The following is a 17,862-nucleotide window of genomic DNA, read 5'->3' as shown; positions in this document are numbered from 1 at the left end:
CCTTAAAAACTCTTTGAAAAAAAATAAATTGGTACAAAACCTAGTGGCAAATTATACAAAACCCGCTGGCAAGCTACATCAGTAAAAACAATAGGTTACATATAACAAAGAAGAGTATGGTGCCCAGACGCGGATTCGAACCACGGACACGCGGATTTTCAGTCCGCTGCTCTACCAACTGAGCTATCTGGGCATGCTTCATAAAAAATATAAAGCGTTTGCGGTTATAACATTAAAATTTTCTCTGTCCAGTCATCAAAAGAAAAATAATTGATTTTTTAATAAGTTTATCTCCCTATTCTAGAGCGTTATCAATGAATCTTTATCATAAAATAAATTTGATAGGTATATTGGATAGTTTAGTGTATTGTTATTAGAATGCTGTCTTATTGTGGTGATGATACGAAAAAAAATTAAAAGAATCAATCGAGAGGCATGATTAAGAAAGATTTTTTATAAAGTTTCCGTGAATTTTAAGCATACGCAATAATAGACAATATTTTTGACTTTTTTCTAAAAAGATTATTGATTAGTCTTTATAATAATTTGTTTTTCTTTATAAAGAAAGAAAAACATCTAAAAGGGGAGAAATAATGATAATGTTACAAAAACCAAGTAATCGTCCCAATAATACTAATTTTTCTTCAGGTCCTTGTAGCAAACGGCCTGGTTGGACTCTTGATGTTCTTAAAAATGCATTAGTTGGGCGTTCACATAGATCTAGAGAAGCAGAATTAAAACTTGCTGAAGTTGTTAATTTAACCCGTGAGATTCTTGAGGTTCCTTCTGATCATCGTATAGGAATTATGCCAGGATCAGATACCGGTGCTGTTGAGGCTGCTCTATGGTCTCTATTAGGTGAGCGTGGCATTGATATGGCAGCGTGGGAAAGTTTTGGGTTTGGGTGGAATAAAGATGTTGTCGAGCAATTAAAGCTTTCTGATGTGCGTCGTTTTGAAGCTCCTTATGGTGAAATACCAGATTTAACACAACTTGACTTTGATCGGGATGTTGTTTTTACATGGAATGGGACAACTTCTGGTGTGCGTATTCCTAATGCAGATTTCATTCCGCATAAGCGGGCTGGATTGACCATTTGTGATGCAACATCGGCAGCTTTTGCGCAATATCTTGATTTTTCAAAATTAGATGTTGTTACTTTTTCATGGCAGAAAGTTTTGGGAGGCGAGGCTGCACATGGTATGGTGATTTTAAGTCCTCGTGCTGTTGAGAGGCTTGAGAATCATGTTCCAGCTTGGCCTATGCCCCAACTTTTCTATATGACAAAAAATGGAAAATTGAACGAAGATATTTTTAAAGGAAAGATCATCAATACACCTTCTATGCTTTGTGTTGAGGATTTCCTTGATGGGTTGAAGTGGGCAAAATCTCTAGGAGGTGCAGCGGCATTAAGAGCACGGGTTGAGAAAAATTTTTCTGTACTTGATGCTTTTGTTCGCAAAACGCCATGGTTAGAATATTTGGCAAAAGATCCTGAAGTGCGTTCTAACACCGCTATTTGTTTAGATATTGTGGATCCAGTGATTACTGCTTTGGATACGGAAAAGCGAGTATCTTTTATAAAAGCGGTTGTGAAGCGTCTTGATGAGGAAGGGGTTGCTTATGATATCGGTTCGTATCGCGATGCTCCTCCTGGTCTTCGAATTTGGGCGGGTATAACAATTGAGGCTTCCGATCTTGAAATTTTAACACAATGGCTTGAGTGGGCGTTCCAAGTTGAAAAAGCACAGCTTTAAATAATTACTGGTGATTTTCACAGGGTGTTTTTAAACAGAAAAAGGATACGAGAGATTATGATGATCTTTCGTATTCTTGTATCAGACAAACAGCCTCTAAATATTACATGAATTGTAAAAGATTAACATGAATTGTAAAAGATTAAGAGGAGGAATAAATGCTCTGTCAGGTGTTGGATACGCACAAATTAAAATCTCTATTTTTTTACTTTTTGTAGCAAAAATGACAGATTTAAAATATTTTGGTATTTGCTTATCTTTATTATCATAAATTTGAAAATTTAATCACTTGAAGATTGAGAAAAATCTGAAATGAAGAGTCGCACTTGCTCTAAGGTTTCGTTATAAAGAAGTGTTTGTTTTTGAATGCTGGTTTTTTTGACCAAACACGACGGAGAAAGTTATGGCCAATGTAGTTGTTGTCGGTACACAATGGGGTGATGAAGGCAAAGGTAAAATTGTAGATTGGTTGTCTGAGCGAGCAGATATCGTGGTGAGATATCAGGGGGGGCATAATGCTGGCCACACATTGGTTGTTGATGGAGTCAGTTATAAATTATCACTTTTACCGTCTGGTTTAGTGCGTGGCAAGTTATCAATTATTGGTAATGGTGTTGTTGTTGACCCTCATCATTTTGTTGCAGAAGTAAAAAAACTATGTAATCAGGGTGTAAAAATCACACCAGAAATTTTGCGTATTGCTGAAAATGCTCCTTTGATTCTTTCGTTGCATCGTGATCTTGATGCAATTCGAGAAAGCGGTTTATCTGGTTTAAAGATTGGTACAACAAAGCGCGGTATTGGACCGGCTTATGAAGATAAGGTGGGACGTCGTGCTATCCGAGTGATGGATTTAGCAGAAAAAGATACACTTATGGCTAAGATTGAGCGGCTTTTGAGGCATCATAATGCTTTGCGTCGTGGGATGGGTGTTGCAGAGATTGATTCTCAAGCGCTTTATGATGAATTGATGCAAGTTGCGGATAAAATTTTGCCCTTTATGGATTGTACGTGGCGTCTTTTAGATGAAGGTTATCGAGGAGGTAAACACATTCTTTTTGAAGGTGCGCAAGGTGCTTTATTAGATAATGATTTTGGAACTTATCCTTATGTAACGTCATCTAATACAGTTGCTGGGCAAGCATGTACAGGTTCGGGGATGGGACCTGATGCAATCCATTATGTTTTGGGTATTGCAAAAGCTTATACTACACGCGTTGGAGAAGGGCCGTTCCCGACAGAGCAGATAAATGATATTGGTGAATCTCTGGGAGTGCGTGGACATGAATTTGGTGTTGTAACGGGTCGAAAGCGTCGATGTGGTTGGTTTGATGCTGTCTTAGTACGTCAGATGGTAACAATTTGCGGTGTTCAAGGTATAGCATTGACAAAACTTGATGTTTTAGATGGTTTGGATGAAATAAAAATTTGTATTGGTTATGAGCTTGATGGTAAAAGGATTGATTATTTACCTTCTTCCATGGGAGCTCAGGATCGGGTGAAGCCTATTTATGCAACATTAGAAGGTTGGAAGAAAGAAACAGCACATGCATTGAGGTGGGAAGATTTACCAGTGCAGGCTATTAAATATATACGCTATATTGAAGAACTGATTAATACAAAAGTGGCTTTATTATCCACAAGTCCAGAGCGTGAAGATACTATTCTTATTACGGATCCCTTTGTTAATTGATTATTGTTTTTAGATTTCTATATATGTTCTCTGTTCATTTTTGTATCTTTTTACAAAAAAAGTCTTTAAGAGCACGTAAGAGAAAGGTGCAAAATAGCATTGTTTATTTTTCATATTCATTTTACATTATGTTGTACCAATATTAAATGGCAACCAATTTAGAAGGCTAAAATAAAGTTTTTTGGCTTTACTATTGATTTTTTCTCAGTTTAAGAGAGATTATAGAGGAAATGGTAGATTTCGTTGGAATCTTAAAAAAGACAATTAATGCACAAAATAATATTACACCACAAGTGCGTAAGCGGATTTATAAGCGGGCTACCGAAACACTAGAACATCAATTTGTAACAGCAAAAATACCACAAGCAATAGCGGATAAACAAAGAAAGATTCTTCAAAGTTCTATTGCAACTGTTGAAGGAGAATATTTAGCAGTTGAAAAGAAACGGCTTTCTTCAGTTATTGGGTGGAATCCCACAAATATAAATGAAGATAAGAAAGTTACAAAAAAAACTATATTACCAAAGAATAATGAATTGTCAGAGGTAAACATAAAAAGAAAGCAGGATTTTGTTACACGTTCAAAGGATAACAAGGTATTTGTTGAGCTTTGTGTATCAGATATACCAGATGCAGAGCCTGTTAATATGGAGGCTGATGTGCCTTCTCAGCATGTTAATAGCAGTGTGTTAAAGATTTCTCCTTCGCAGGAAGATAATCCGCATATTGTTTCGCACATTTTTTCTCAGGCTTTACGTCGTGCTAATAAATCGTTAGTGCAAAGGCGTATTGTGATAAGTGCTGTTTTTGTTGTTAGTTTTGTTGTTTTAATTGTTGGTATTTTTTTTGTTGGTGAGCGTGTATTTGTATCAAATGATTATCAGTTTTTAGAAGAAAATCTTCAAGCTTCTCACAGAGTACCAAAGGCATTTCCAATTAAGAGAAAGTTAACACAACGCTTATTAGAGGATGGAAGTGAAATTGATGTTGGTTTAAAACAAGCGATAGATTCTTCGGATGAAGAAGTACTCTCAACAGTTGTTGATAGCAATTTGCAATCGCTTGAAAAATCAGGTGAAGCTGTTTTCTATCAAGCACGTACAAATTATGATGCAGAAAAGATAGCAACGGGAAGTGCTCGCTGGACGCTTATAAAAGAGTCTCAAGTGAAGGGGTCTCCAGAAGAAACAACTATACAAGGTGATATAACAATTCCTGATGAAGGGATATCATTGCGGTTAATTTTACGTCGTAATACCGATCAGTCATTTCCTGCTTCATATATTATGGACCTTATTTTTATTCTTTCGGATAAATTTTCAGGTAAAGCTATAAGCAATGTTCAAGCATTAACCTTTAAAGCAAGTGAACAATCCATTGGACAGGCTTTAACAAGAACCATTGCTGCAAAGATTAACGATGACTTTTTTCTTGTCGCATTGAGTGGTAATCATCCATTTCTTGATCGAAATTTACAATTGATGCGAGAATTAGATTGGATGCGTTTGGTGTTAACGGATAAAAATGGGCGTATAAGTGAATTAACCTTTGCAAAAGGACCAACAGGTAAGTCTATTTTTAATGAAGTTATTGGACAATGGCTTGCACAACAAGATAAGTTAACAGTTCTTGGTCAAAAAAATAAAACATAGATGCAAAAAAATAAACGGCTGTGAAGAATTTTCCACGACCGTCTTTATCAATTATATACCAAATACACTCACTAAATCTTTACATATCAATAACGTAAAGAATTCGATAGACTAATTTACAAGTATAAAGCCAAGGCATGCTTTTTTTCATTTTCACATTTAAAGAATGTGCAAACCATTGGCTTTATACTTAACTCTAGGTTTTACACTTGACTTTGAGATAAAGTAGAATCTTTGATAGAGTTTTGTACTTTTTCAAATGCACGCATTTCAATTTGTCTTACTCGTTCTCGACTAATATTAAATTCACCAGAGAGTTCTTCTAGGGTTAGTGGTACATCATTTAAACGACGCGCTTTGAATATACGTTTTTCGCGTTCATTGAGATTGTCCATGGCATTTATGAGCATGGAACGGCGATTTTCTAATTCACTTTTTTCAATTAAAATTTGTTCTTGATCGTTAGATTCATCCACCAACCAATCTTGTAACTCGCTGTTTTCTCCTTCTTTTGTCCGAATTGGTGCGTTGAGTGAAGTGTCACCACCAAGCCTACGATTCATTGATACAACTTCATCTTCTGTGACATTCAACTGGGTTGCAATTTCTTTCACTTGTTCTGCATTGAGATCGCCACTATCAAGTGCTTGAAGTTTACTTTTTAACTTACGAAGGTTGAAAAACAAGCGCTTTTGATTAGCTGTTGTCCCCATTTTCACCAAACTCCAAGAGCGCAATACATATTCTTGGATTGACGCTTTAATCCACCATATTGCATAGGTTGCAAGACGAAAACCCCGCTCTGGTTCGAAACGTTTAACAGCTTGCATGAGTCCAACATTGCCTTCTGAAATGACTTCCCCAATGGGAAGTCCGTAGCCCCGATATCCCATCGCGATTTTAGCTACGAGACGCAAATGGCTGGTTACTAGCCTATGCGCAGCTTTTAGATCATTATGCTCACGGTAACGCTGAGCTAACATATATTCTTCTTTTGGCTCAAGCATTGGAAAACGACGCACTTCTTCCAAGTAACGGTTTAAACCACCATCACCTGTCATTACTGATAATAAATTCATATGGGCCATATAGCACCCTCCTTTCATCTGAATTCCCTGATAAGGCAAATTCTATGTTTTAGATAGCTAACTATCCTCATAACCTCACTCTAGCATATTTTTCAATTTTGTTCAAAAAAAGATATTTTATTGTGAAATCTTGAGAAGGGGAAAAGTTTCAATTCATTTTTTTAAAAAGCTTAATAAGTTTAGCCATATCTTGAGGCAGTGGTGCGGAAAACGACATAACTTTACCGGTAGAAGGATGTTCAAAAGTAAGACTTGCAGCATGGAGTGCATGTCGGTTGAATTGATCGATTGCATTTCTAATAGTGGGGTTGAATGTGTTTGATTTTGTTTTAAAAGCGTTTCCATAAACTGTATCGCCTATGAGTGGATGCCCCATATGAGTCATATGAACACGGATTTGATGGGTGCGTCCAGTTTCTAAGCGACATTCCAGAAGGCTAGCAAAAGATGTTGAGTCTGCATGAGAGCCATATTTTTCAAGCAGAGAAACATGTGTAACAGCATGACGAGCATAAGGGTTTTGGTTATGGATGACAGCTTGCTTTGTCCGGTTATGGGGCGAACGGCCAAGTGATGCATCAATTGTCCAGACATTGCGCTGAGGTGTTCCCCAAATCAAGGCATGGTAGCGTCGATCTAATGCGCAGGTACGTCCATGATCAGAAAATTGAGCACTGAGACTTTTATGAGCTAGATCATTTTTTGCAACAACCATAACACCGCTTGTATTTTTATCAAGACGATGGACAATGCCAGGGCGTTTAACACCACCTATACCAGATAAACTATTCCCACAGTGGTAAATAAGGGCATTAACCAATGTACCGGTCCAATTTCCATTCCCAGGATGAACAACAAGACCAGCTGGTTTGTTAATAACAATGATATGATCATCTTCAAAAAGAATGTCCAATGCAATGGCTTCAGCGCTAGGTTCTGCATCACGAAGGTCCGGCATTTCCAATTCAATTATTTGGTTAGGTTTTAATTTTGTTTTTGGTTCCTTTATGAATTGACCATCAATTTTAAGACAGCCTTCACGGATGAGGGTTTGCAAACGCGAACGTGAGAGCACGTCATGATATTGTTTTGCGAGCCACTGATCAAGACGTTGCCCAAGAGCACCTTCATCCGTTATTTTCTGTATTACCATACGATTCCTATTAAGTTTTTAATAAGATTTTACCAGTACGAAATTGCTTTACTATCGAGAAATTCTTTAATTCCCCAATGTCCTCCTTCACGAGCGCGCCCAGAAAATTTTACACCTCCAAAGTAGCTTCCACTGGGTAATCCATGTCCATTAACTTCTACCATACCAGAGCGTACTTGTGCCGCAATACGACGACATTTGTTGCGATCTTGCGATTGAATATAGTTTGTAAGACCATACTCAGTCTCATTCGCTAAAGCGACGGCTTCTTCTTCTGTACTAAAAGAAAGAATCGAGAGAACTGGACCAAAGATTTCTTCTTTAAAAATACGCATATGAGGTTTTACATCAGCAAAGACTGTTGGACGGACATAATAACCGCGTTCCATTCCGTTTGGTAAACCAGTCCCGCCTGCAACAAGAGTTGCACCTTCATCAATTCCCGATTGGATAAGATCTTGAATTTTATCATATTGTTTTTTTGAAACAATGGGCCCAATATGATTTCCTTCTTGGCAGTTTGGTCCTACTTTTGTTGTTTCTGCAATATCTTTGGCTATTTTCACGGCTTTGTCATAGATGCTCTGTTCCACAAGCATACGAGTTGGTGCATTACAACTTTGTCCACTATTATAAAAGCAATGTCGTGCACCACGTTGAACAGCATCTGAGTCGGCATCAGCAAAGATAATATTCGCTCCTTTTCCCCCAAGTTCCAGACAGACTCTTTTTAAAGTAGCGCTGGCATTTTTAGAAATATCTTTTCCTGCTCTAGTTGAACCAGTAAAGCTGATCATTTCTAAATCTGGATGTGCAGAGAGGTAAGAGCCGACAGTTGCACCACCACCATTGATTAAATTAAAAACACCGGCTGGAAGTGCGGCTTCATCTAAAAATTCAGCAAAAAGCATAGCAGAAAGAGGCGCAATTTCAGAGGGCTTTAACACCATGGTACAGCCAGCCAAGAGAGCAGGAATAACTTTAAGAGTTACTTGATTCATGGGCCAATTCCATGGCGTAATTAATCCTACGACGCCGATAGGATCGTAGTGAAGGATTGCTTGCTCATTTCCCTTTATTAAAGTTTTTTGGAACGAAAACTCTTTATAAGCTTCGATAAAATTGCGAATATGGGAACTGCCAGTTGCAGTTTGCGCATTAAGCGCCATATCAATTGGTGCCCCCATTTCCATTGAAATGGTTTTTGCCATGTCTTTGGAACGTTTTTCGTAGATCTCTAGAATTTTCTCAACAAATCCAAGACGCTCATTTGGTGATGTTGTTTTCCATTTTTGAAAGGCTTCTTTAGCCGCATTAATTGCTTTATCGGCATCTTTTGTACTTCCAAGGCTAATGACAGCACAAGTCTCCTCTGTTGATGGATTAATGACGTCAAAATCGTGAGGAGTGCTTGGCTCATCCCATAGACCATTGATATAAAATTTCCGTTTATTAAACATAATTCACTCCCTTTTTTCTATTTGTATTTATGTAATTATGATTGTCTTAGTCTAAGCCTTTTTAAACGAGGATAACAAGGGTAATCTTATAAAAACGCGAGAAATTAGATTATATTGTGATAATTGATCATGGAGAATTCAATAGAGCAATGCTTATTGTATTATTGAAACTAGTTTCTTTTATGAAAAGGGAGAGAAAGAGAGGCATAGACAATTTTCTTGAAGCTTTTTTATCATGAAGTTTTCTTCAAAACAAATGAAATACGAGCTCTATGACACCATAAACTAGGCAATTTATATCGTAAATATGCAAAAGGCAGATTATGAATATGCATTATGGCACTATTTTTTTCATTTAAAAGTAACCATCAGCAAAAGGTTATTAACCTTCGTATGATAGTTTCTACGAATTCTTTTTGAAAAGGTTATTTTTCTCATTGCTATAAATTTGTTGGGTGCCATGCATAATTCGAAAACAAAATCTATTTCTACGTCTTCTTTTTCTGATGATGGTACAAAAGGTGCATCAAGAGAAGATTTATCTGTTAAGATTACTGAGATATTTCCTTATCCGGAAGTGTGGAAAAAGGCATTTGCCCTCGGAAAAAACGTCCGTTTCACGAGAACCCCAGAAGTTGAGATTTTGCGTCGTCGTATAGAAACAGATCCAGTTTTTGCAAAACAGTTTAAAATTTTTACGAAGCAAGATCAAAAAAAAATTACAGATACAGGTATTGTACGTTGTAACAAGAAAACAACAAATATTCTTTCGACAAAAAAAGTCATTAATCCTCAATCAATAGAGAATAAAACATCAGTTTGTCATTCAACGGTTTTGAAGCAGTTATCACGACAAGCTATTCATATGCCGTCAGCAAATATTCCACTTGAGGAGGATAAACAAGAACATAAATTACAAGTGGAAAATGTGCTACAAAAAATAAAACCTGCGTTGCATCTTTCCGATGATGCTTTTTTTGAGTGTGAATCTTTGATATTTGAACATGTGGAGACTCAAACTTCAAAAGAGGATGGAACATCAATTGATACGACAAATGAACTCACACCTGATATCCCCACAGCCTTTGATGAGTCAATAACTGCTCTTTACCGTGTTCTTGAATACCGCTTTCCACAACTCTATGATTCAATTACATCAGAATCTCCAGCGGAAAGAATGCGAGGTGTTGAGAAAATTTCTGATTTAATGCATACAAATAAAGAGTGTCATTCTAAGCTTTCTGTTGAAGATTCTGCTCATACGTTAAGTAATACAGGGGCGTTAAGTGATGCAGGGGTTAGTATAGAGACTGAAAATACCAATAATATTGTCGCCAATAATACTGTTGATTGTATAAACAAAGCCGTCACAAAGAATTCAAAAGATTTTTCTGTGATGCAAGCAAACAGTAAAACTAAAACATTGCAATCTACTCGTATGCCATTAGGTAATTATGATTCTGCTTTTATGCAAAATATTCAATCTATTGACTGTGATGTTTATGAATTTCCTCCGATCAACTTATTACAGGAACCTGTTTTTCACGAAGGTACGATGATTCCTCAAGAAACATTGGAACGTGGTGCTGGACTTTTGGAAAGTGTTTTGGAAGATTTTGGCATTAAGGGTGAAGTTATCCATGTTCATCCAGGGCCAGTGGTAACAATGTATGAATTTGAACCCGCTGCGGGTGTAAAGTCATCGCGCGTTATTAATCTTTCTGATGATATTGCGCGTTCTATGTCTGCTATTTCTACACGCGTTGCTGTAATTCCTGGACGTAATGTTATCGGGATTGAGTTACCCAATGCGGTTCGTGAAACTGTTTATTTACGGGAATTAATCCAAACACGTTCTTTTCGTGAAAGTGAATTTAAACTTGCTCTTGCTTTGGGGAAAGGGATTAATGGTGAACCTGTCATTGCAGAATTAGCAAAAATGCCTCATTTATTGGTTGCAGGAACAACAGGATCAGGCAAGTCTGTTGCAATTAATACAATGATTTTGTCGATTCTTTATCGTATGACACCAAAGCAGTGTCGTTTGATCATGGTTGATCCTAAAATGTTAGAGCTCTCTGTTTATGATGGCATTCCACATCTTTTAACACCCGTTGTCACAGATCCCAAAAAAGCAGTAACAGCTTTAAAATGGGCGGTTCGTGAAATGGAAGAGCGTTATCGCAAAATGGCTAAGTTGGGTGTGCGTAATATTGATGGTTTTAATGCACGCGTTGCACTTGCAGCTCAAAAAGGCGAAACGATCATGTGTACTGTTCAGTCGGGTTTTGATAAGGAAACAGGGGAAATGCTTTATCATGAAGAAGCCATGGATCTCACGCAGCTTCCTTATATTGTTGTGATTGTTGATGAGATGGCTGATCTTATGATGGTGGCAGGGAAAGAGATAGAGAATGCCATTCAGCGCTTAGCGCAAATGGCGCGTGCGGCAGGTATTCATCTTATTATGGCAACGCAACGTCCTTCTGTTGATGTTATCACAGGTACAATTAAAGCGAACTTTCCTACCCGCATTTCTTTTCAAGTAACATCAAAAATTGATAGTCGTACGATCTTGGGTGAACAAGGTGCTGAAACACTTTTAGGTCAGGGGGATATGCTTCATATGGCAGGTGGTGGACGCATTGTGCGCGTTCATGGACCTTTTGTTTCTGATGAAGAAGTTGAATCCATCGTTGCACATCTAAAAATGCAAGGTAAACCTGATTATTTAGCAACGGTAACAGATAATGAAGACGATAACAAAGAGGATAATTCTGCTGATTCAGCTGCTGGAATTTCTGAGGAAGAAAATTTTGATGAAGAGGGTGAGGAACTTTATAACCAAGCTGTAAAAATTGTTATGCGTGATAAAAAATGTTCAACATCTTATATTCAGCGCCGACTTTCAATCGGCTATAATAAAGCAGCTTCTCTCGTCGAGCGGATGGAAGAAAAAGGCATTGTTGGAGCCGCTAATCATGTTGGAAAACGTGAAATTTTACTCAATGAAGTAAAATAAACAAACACATTTAAAAATATGCAATTTTTTAAATATTTGACAGTCATTATTTAAATGTGCTTGTTTTATTTTTTTATATAATATTAAAAATTTAAATGGAGAGTAATAAAGAAAAAGCGATCTTTTGTATTAAGACTTCTGACGAGGTAAACAAGCTGATATCAAAGGAGATTATGAGATATTTTTAACATTTCTAAATGATCTGGAATATAAAGAAATTAAACAAATCTTTATATGAGGACATATGATTTGTGTTCTCTTTTCTACAGAGAATTTTTTAATAAAATAGTGCGGTGGCATATTTTTTTTCTTTTGTAGCGATTCTAATGAAAGAAAGATCTTTGGAAGATTATTGAGAGCATCATAAAAAAATGCCCAATATGCAAGTTCTGTTGCATGGGGTACTTTAAAGCGCTACGCTGAATTTATTGTCATTTGATATTATTGGCTCAAGAAAGGTGTTCTTACGAGAAGCTTTATTTGAAAAAGAGATTTTTATAATGCAGTATATTGATTGATAGTAATTTATCATTATTCACAGTGAATAAAAGTCTCAAACATTGTAAGATTTTCTCATTTCAAATCTGTTTCTGTTGAAACAATTAAAACCATTTCCTTGCGTATCATAATAATGTAGGAGTAAAAAAGTTAAAAATGCTGCTTATGAATGCCTTCAAATGCTAAGAACTATTGGTGACATTAGGGGCTGAAATTAGTATAATGATGGTGCTAACCAGCTCTTTTATAAGCATAAAAATGGTAATGCACAATGCCTTGATATCCTCTATAGGGACCTTTACATTACACCATTTACGGATGCTGTCGTAAAATAAGCTTGGGGATCTTGGGAGTTATTTTTTCAAAACAGGCGCATGAATGCGTAAAATAAGTGTATTCTTTTTGAGTACTATTTATGCGAGGGAGATGTTATCATTATTGTAACAAGATTTATTACAATAATGGGTGAATGAGCAACCAGAGCTGGAAGCTTCTTTTTATTCTTGTTTTGTTGATGAAACAGTCAAAATTTTGCTACAGACAATTGATATGAGATATCAAGTTATTATAACCAGAACAGATAATTGTAAACAAATTAGCATTATTCATTTGAGAGTAAATCCAACACTTTTTAGTTTTAGTTATGCCATTAAAAGCAGATGAGTTAAAGTTAAATACAAATGAATTAAAATGTCAGCAAGAAGCTTTTCGTTTTACACCAGAGCTTTTGCCACGGCCTTTTACGTGGGAAATCGATCACAATGGTTTGTTTTGTGAAGTCTCAAAAGAGCTAGCTGAAGTTGTTGGTCCTCTCTCTTCTTCTATTTTAGGGTGTAGTTTTCATGAGCTTGCTCATCAATTTAATGATGATCGATATCTGGTTCTCAGTCATTTTATTGAAGCGGCTATGCCTTGGAGTAAAGAGATTGTTCAATGGCCTGTTGATGGTTGCTTACAATGGCTTGATGTTGAATTGTCGGCTTTGCCAATTTTTGATGTTACAAAGCAGCTTAAGGGGTTTCGTGGCTTTGGTGTTTTAAAAATACAAAAAAAAGTCCAAGAAAAAAGAAATGAAAAGCTAGAAACAGAAATGCTATGTCTTACGGAGATAGAACGCTCAGCTTTTCGTGAAATTGCAGAGCAATTGCGTGATGAATTGAATTCATCGGTAAAAGAAGAAAATTTAGTTGAAGAAACAGCTATTCAGTTACCATATGCACAAACATTGTCGGTAAATGCTATAGAACAAGCTCTCGTAAAAGAGCCCGCTGCAGTTTTATCATTGTTGGATACAGCAACAGATGGTGTTTTATGGTTGGATGAAGAGGGCTTTATTCAATCAGCGAGTAGGGCAGCCTTAGCATTAATGGGTTATGAAATAAATGAACTACGAGGACAGCTATTCTCTTCATTATTTACTTTGCAAAGCCGACTTTTGGTTGAAAAATATTTTAAATCAATCCGTATGGAGGGAAAAAATCAGGTTTTAAATCGCAGTGAAACCGCTGATTTAATGACAAAAAATCATAAAAATATAACCGTTTTGATAACGATTGTATTTTTGGCAAAGCAAGGCAATTATGCTGTTATGTTGCGTGATAGGACACAAACAGTTCCATCAGGAGAAAAAAAAGCAGAAGAGGATAAAATCGTTGGAGTTGTTCATGAAATACGAACACCTTTGAATGCTCTTATTGGTTTTGCAGAAATTATGAGAGAAGGCCGTTTTGGTTCGATAGAAAATGAGCGCTATCATGGATATTTACGCGATATTATTTCCTCTGGAAAACATATATTATTGCTGATTAATCAATTACTAGAGTGCTCGAAGATAAATTATTCTGGTTCCGATAATCAGATTGATTCTTCCCTTACTTATGAAACATTTGATGTAATATCTTGTTTACGTGCAACGATAGCTTTTCTTGAAACTCAAGCCAATCAGAACGGCATTATCATGCGTATTGTTGCTCCACCTCACGTTCCATTTATTCCTGTATCACAACAAGTGTTTCGCCAGATTATATGGAATCTTCTTTCCAATGCTATTCGTTTTACACCTTTGGGTGGACAGATTATTGTTCACGTTTCTTATAGAAAAGAACGTGTAAAAATTTCAGTGAGTGATAATGGTATAGGGATGAACGAAGAAGAAATTATACAGGCACTGCAACCGTATGGTCAAGTAGAGCGCAAAGATGGCCGATCTGGTGATAGCGCTTTTATGGGAACAGGTTTAGGCCTTCCAATGTGTAAAGCAATGGTGGAAGAAAGAGGGGGACAATTTTTACTGTTCTCAAAACCCAATCATGGAACAACTGTGGAAATGTTTTTTCCTCGTGTTCCATGATGTAAATCTTGCATAAAATTATTTTTTCTTAGCCAAAAGATCTCTAATTTCTGTTAAAAGTTGTTCTTCTGAAGACGTTTTTTTGGGGCTTTCTTCTTCTTTTCTACGAATTTTATTCATAGCTTTAACGAATAAAAAAAGAACCCAAGAAATAATGAGAAAATTGATAAGTAAAGTAATAAAGTGTCCATAGCTAATGGTTGCTCCAGCTGCTTTGGCGGCACTCAATGTTGCTTGTTTTTCGCCAGCAAGTTGAATAAACATATTAGAAAAATCAATTCCACCCGTAATCAGCCCAATGATTGGCATAAAAATATCATTGACAATTGAGTTGACCAAGCTACCAAAAGCCCCCCCTATAATCACACCGATAGCAAGATCAATCATATTACCTTTTAGGGCAAATTCTTTGAATTCTTTAAGCATTGCGTTTTCCCCTTTATATAAGCGATATACGGTAATTTACTTACCGCTTTTGATGAAAAAGGAAAGGGCAGATTTTATTTTTAGGATTATATTACGATATTAATATTATTTTCAAAGAACTTTATAAGGTTTAATAAAGAGCTTTAGGGCTCTATTTGAATGTACATAGAATATTTCCTAGAAAAAAGCTTTTTTGATAAAAACTATATCTGCTTTTTCAACAGAAAGTAGAAAACTGTAGCTTAATTTATATAATTGCCTCAAGATCTTTATGATAACATTAAAAAGAGAGATTTTTACACAATACCACAAAATGGGCAGTGTTGAAAGCTGAGCTATCAGAAAGCTTCTCAAATGAAGTGCATATATTGGCATAACATTTTATTATAAAAAGAAAATTTAGGAATAAAAAATATATTTCAGCGCTGATAGAAGAAATAGATAAATGAGACAGAAGTAAAACTTATAATTTAATTCCTCTTAATTCAGTAAGCGATAATAGCAATTAGGAGGGCATTATGGCTTATCTAAAAGCTATTTGTATTGGGTTGCATGAGCTAAAATGGCGATAATTCCGATGGAAGAAACACATTTCATCTGCTGGAAGATTGTATCAGTTTATAAATAGCAGAGCTATAGGGTTTGCAAGATCATTTTGGTTTGAAGTCGTTGGTATGATGTGTGAGTTCAATGATCAACTGTCATTACTTGAAACATATGTTAGACAGAGCACTTAATAGATGCAGAATTGTATTTAACGCATCAGAAATGGCAAAGGAAACAACGCAGATTCCTCAAAATTTTATCAATAGAGTACAAATTGATTGAACATTCTGTTACTAATAAATGGTGCAACAATAGTATGAATTTAGATGACTTTATGAACCATGTATTCTATAAATGCTAGGAAAAAATAGCTTTATAAAGCAAACTCTGCTTCTGATATGTAAAATATAATATCAAAAAATACAATAAAGTCAATAGGTTGTTTGCAATTATTTTACATGAATCCACTTAAGAATCCACACTTTTATGCATGATTCATTTGACCATTTTTTATATAAGATTGCCATGTATGAATAGACCATAAAAAGCAAATCATGATGTAAATATTATAACGCATGTAAACGTTCAAATGAAATGAAAAGCAGTTATCATTCATAACAGTTCATAAATCTTATGATACGTTTTTATCACAGCAGAAATCGCATTGTTTAAAAATTTAGTCGTTTGAAAATATCGATAACATACGTTTAAAGATCACATCTTGTTTTAATGATTGGATTGTTAATCGCATGATAAAAACACAAGATTTGCAGTCCTCAAAATTGGCGAGCGCAAAATAGAGAGCTGTCATAACAGCATCATCATAACACCGAACATTTTAAAGATTGCATAAAAGGATTTAAAGACAAGATCGATTTTATAACCACGGTATTTTTTTACCGAAGGTAGGAAATAAAGGTCATGAAATTCAAAATGCTATATCTTATGAAATGAAAAGCCTTTTAATGAATAGATTGCAGGCTAGTCTTTAAGAATGGAACTATTCGCTTCCACAAAAAAATGGAAGCAAATAGTGCCATGGCAGTAGAATTACTATCTACTTTAGATTTGGTACTAAAAACGTTTTAAAAGTTATAGTTTAAAAATACGGAACCAAATGAGCTCTTTCCAAATTTGGGGGCAGCTATTAAGACAAAGATAAGCAAACAAACTTCAAAACCATTGTAACATCATAAGGTATCGGTTTTTACTTAATTTTGAGTCAAAAGCTGTAATATTTAAGAATGCTCTATTCTAAGATAACATCCCCAAAATGGACCGGCTAATTTTTAAAGAAATTAGGTTTTAATGAAAAGTACAAATACGCTTATGAGAACCTCTTTAAATGAACCTTTAAACGTTTGAAACATAAAATGAGATCTTTATAAGAAACGTTAAAACTTTTTTTTATTACAGTTGTAACTTAGTTATCATTTGCTCTTAAGAACGTTTCATTTATGAAAAACGAAGATCTAGATTTCACAGCAGAGCAAAATTTTGAAAACCTTACATTTTATAAAAGCGGTTGTTTATTGTCTTATGAGAGATTGTTTTAAAAACCAATGTTCATAAATGTAAAAGAACGTTTTTAAAAAGACATTTGTTTAATAAGCATTTGCTTTTGATTTGTTTGATTTTAGACAAAGCGTTCTTTTAATTCACTCAGTTCGATTTTGAGCTTAATATTTTGAAACGTTTTTAAAAGAAGCGTCATGATCATGTGCTTTGTTTTAAATGAATCTCTTTAAAGATAAAGACGTTATGTTTGATACGTTTGATAGCAACGAAAAGCGTTTATAGGCTCTCTTATTCAAATAAGTGATTAAAGATCATACGCATCGTTTACGTTTCTTTTGATAAGTTTTCATATCTCTCATAGAGCACTTGCAATATGATACGTTTTGTATATATGCGTTTCATTATTGCATTTGGAATGATTCATAAAGGTAAACATTTGAAAGCCGCGTCATATCATTTGGCACGGCTTTCTTTTTTAAACTCTCTCTTTTATGATATGTTTATAGCAATGCGTTTTATATGCGTTTATAACCATAAAGAAAGCACGCCCCCCACGCCGTTCTTTATTCTGTTTTATCAGTTATATTGACAACATTATCCCTTTCATAAACCTCACATTTTTTTGGAACCAACCTTACTTTGCTTTTTTTATTGATTTTTGCATTGCCATAAACACGCCCCCAGATCGTTGCACAATAT

9 protein-coding genes and 1 tRNA gene are annotated in these 17,862 nt (G+C 35.6%); 5 read left to right on the top strand and 5 right to left on the bottom strand.

Going from position 1 to position 17,862, the window contains the following annotated elements; all coding sequences use genetic code 11:
* Positions 1-117: 117 nt before the first annotated feature.
* Positions 118-193, bottom strand: a tRNA-Phe gene (locus ACFIK2_RS08380).
* Between the two features lie 400 nt (positions 194-593).
* Here ACFIK2_RS08380 and ACFIK2_RS08375 point away from each other — a divergent pair.
* From ACFIK2_RS08375 to ACFIK2_RS08365, 3 genes are all read left to right on the top strand, one after another.
* Positions 594-1,757, top strand: a complete 1,164-nt coding sequence (locus ACFIK2_RS08375; protein WP_375613717.1) for a phosphoserine transaminase — start codon at positions 594-596, stop codon at positions 1,755-1,757.
* A gap of 403 nt (positions 1,758-2,160) precedes the next feature.
* Positions 2,161-3,450 (top strand): adenylosuccinate synthase, encoded by a 1,290-nt coding sequence (locus ACFIK2_RS08370; protein ID WP_375634872.1) that lies wholly within the window; start codon positions 2,161-2,163, stop codon positions 3,448-3,450.
* Between the two features lie 230 nt (positions 3,451-3,680).
* On the top strand, positions 3,681-5,102 hold the full coding sequence (locus tag ACFIK2_RS08365) for a hypothetical protein (RefSeq protein WP_375634870.1): 1,422 nt from the start codon (positions 3,681-3,683) through the stop codon (positions 5,100-5,102).
* A 203-nt stretch (positions 5,103-5,305) separates the two neighbouring features.
* On the opposite strand, the gene rpoH is transcribed toward ACFIK2_RS08365, so the two are convergent.
* The 3 genes from rpoH to ACFIK2_RS08350 all read right to left on the bottom strand — a co-directional run bounded on the left by rpoH (position 5,306) and on the right by ACFIK2_RS08350 (position 8,803).
* The gene (rpoH, locus tag ACFIK2_RS08360) at positions 5,306-6,190 is read right to left on the bottom strand and encodes an RNA polymerase sigma factor RpoH (RefSeq protein WP_375618560.1); all 885 of its coding nucleotides are present in this window, start codon (positions 6,188-6,190) and stop codon (positions 5,306-5,308) included.
* A 148-nt stretch (positions 6,191-6,338) separates the two neighbouring features.
* A complete protein-coding gene (locus tag ACFIK2_RS08355) occupies positions 6,339-7,343 on the bottom strand; it encodes an RluA family pseudouridine synthase (RefSeq protein WP_375634868.1) in 1,005 nt (334 codons plus the stop codon).
* A 29-nt stretch (positions 7,344-7,372) separates the two neighbouring features.
* Positions 7,373-8,803, bottom strand: coding sequence for an aldehyde dehydrogenase family protein (locus ACFIK2_RS08350; RefSeq protein ID WP_375677153.1), 1,431 nt, complete (start codon positions 8,801-8,803; stop codon positions 7,373-7,375).
* A 460-nt stretch (positions 8,804-9,263) separates the two neighbouring features.
* Here ACFIK2_RS08350 and ACFIK2_RS08345 point away from each other — a divergent pair, with 460 nt between their 5' ends.
* Positions 9,264-11,825, top strand: coding sequence for a DNA translocase FtsK (locus ACFIK2_RS08345; RefSeq protein WP_375634866.1), 2,562 nt, complete (start codon positions 9,264-9,266; stop codon positions 11,823-11,825).
* Between the two features lie 1,141 nt (positions 11,826-12,966).
* Positions 12,967-14,673, top strand: coding sequence for an ATP-binding protein (locus ACFIK2_RS08340; RefSeq protein WP_375633511.1), 1,707 nt, complete (start codon positions 12,967-12,969; stop codon positions 14,671-14,673).
* 18 nt (positions 14,674-14,691) lie between these two features.
* On the opposite strand, the gene mscL is transcribed toward ACFIK2_RS08340, so the two are convergent.
* On the bottom strand, positions 14,692-15,099 hold the full coding sequence (gene mscL, locus ACFIK2_RS08335) for a large conductance mechanosensitive channel protein MscL (protein ID WP_375633512.1): 408 nt from the start codon (positions 15,097-15,099) through the stop codon (positions 14,692-14,694).
* Positions 15,100-17,862 lie beyond the last annotated feature (2,763 nt).

Origin of the sequence: Bartonella sp. AP88XZML, from assembly GCF_042195565.1 — a bacterium.
Taxonomy (GTDB): domain Bacteria; phylum Pseudomonadota; class Alphaproteobacteria; order Rhizobiales; family Rhizobiaceae; genus Bartonella.
This window is presented reverse-complemented; position numbering and strand designations above follow the sequence as displayed.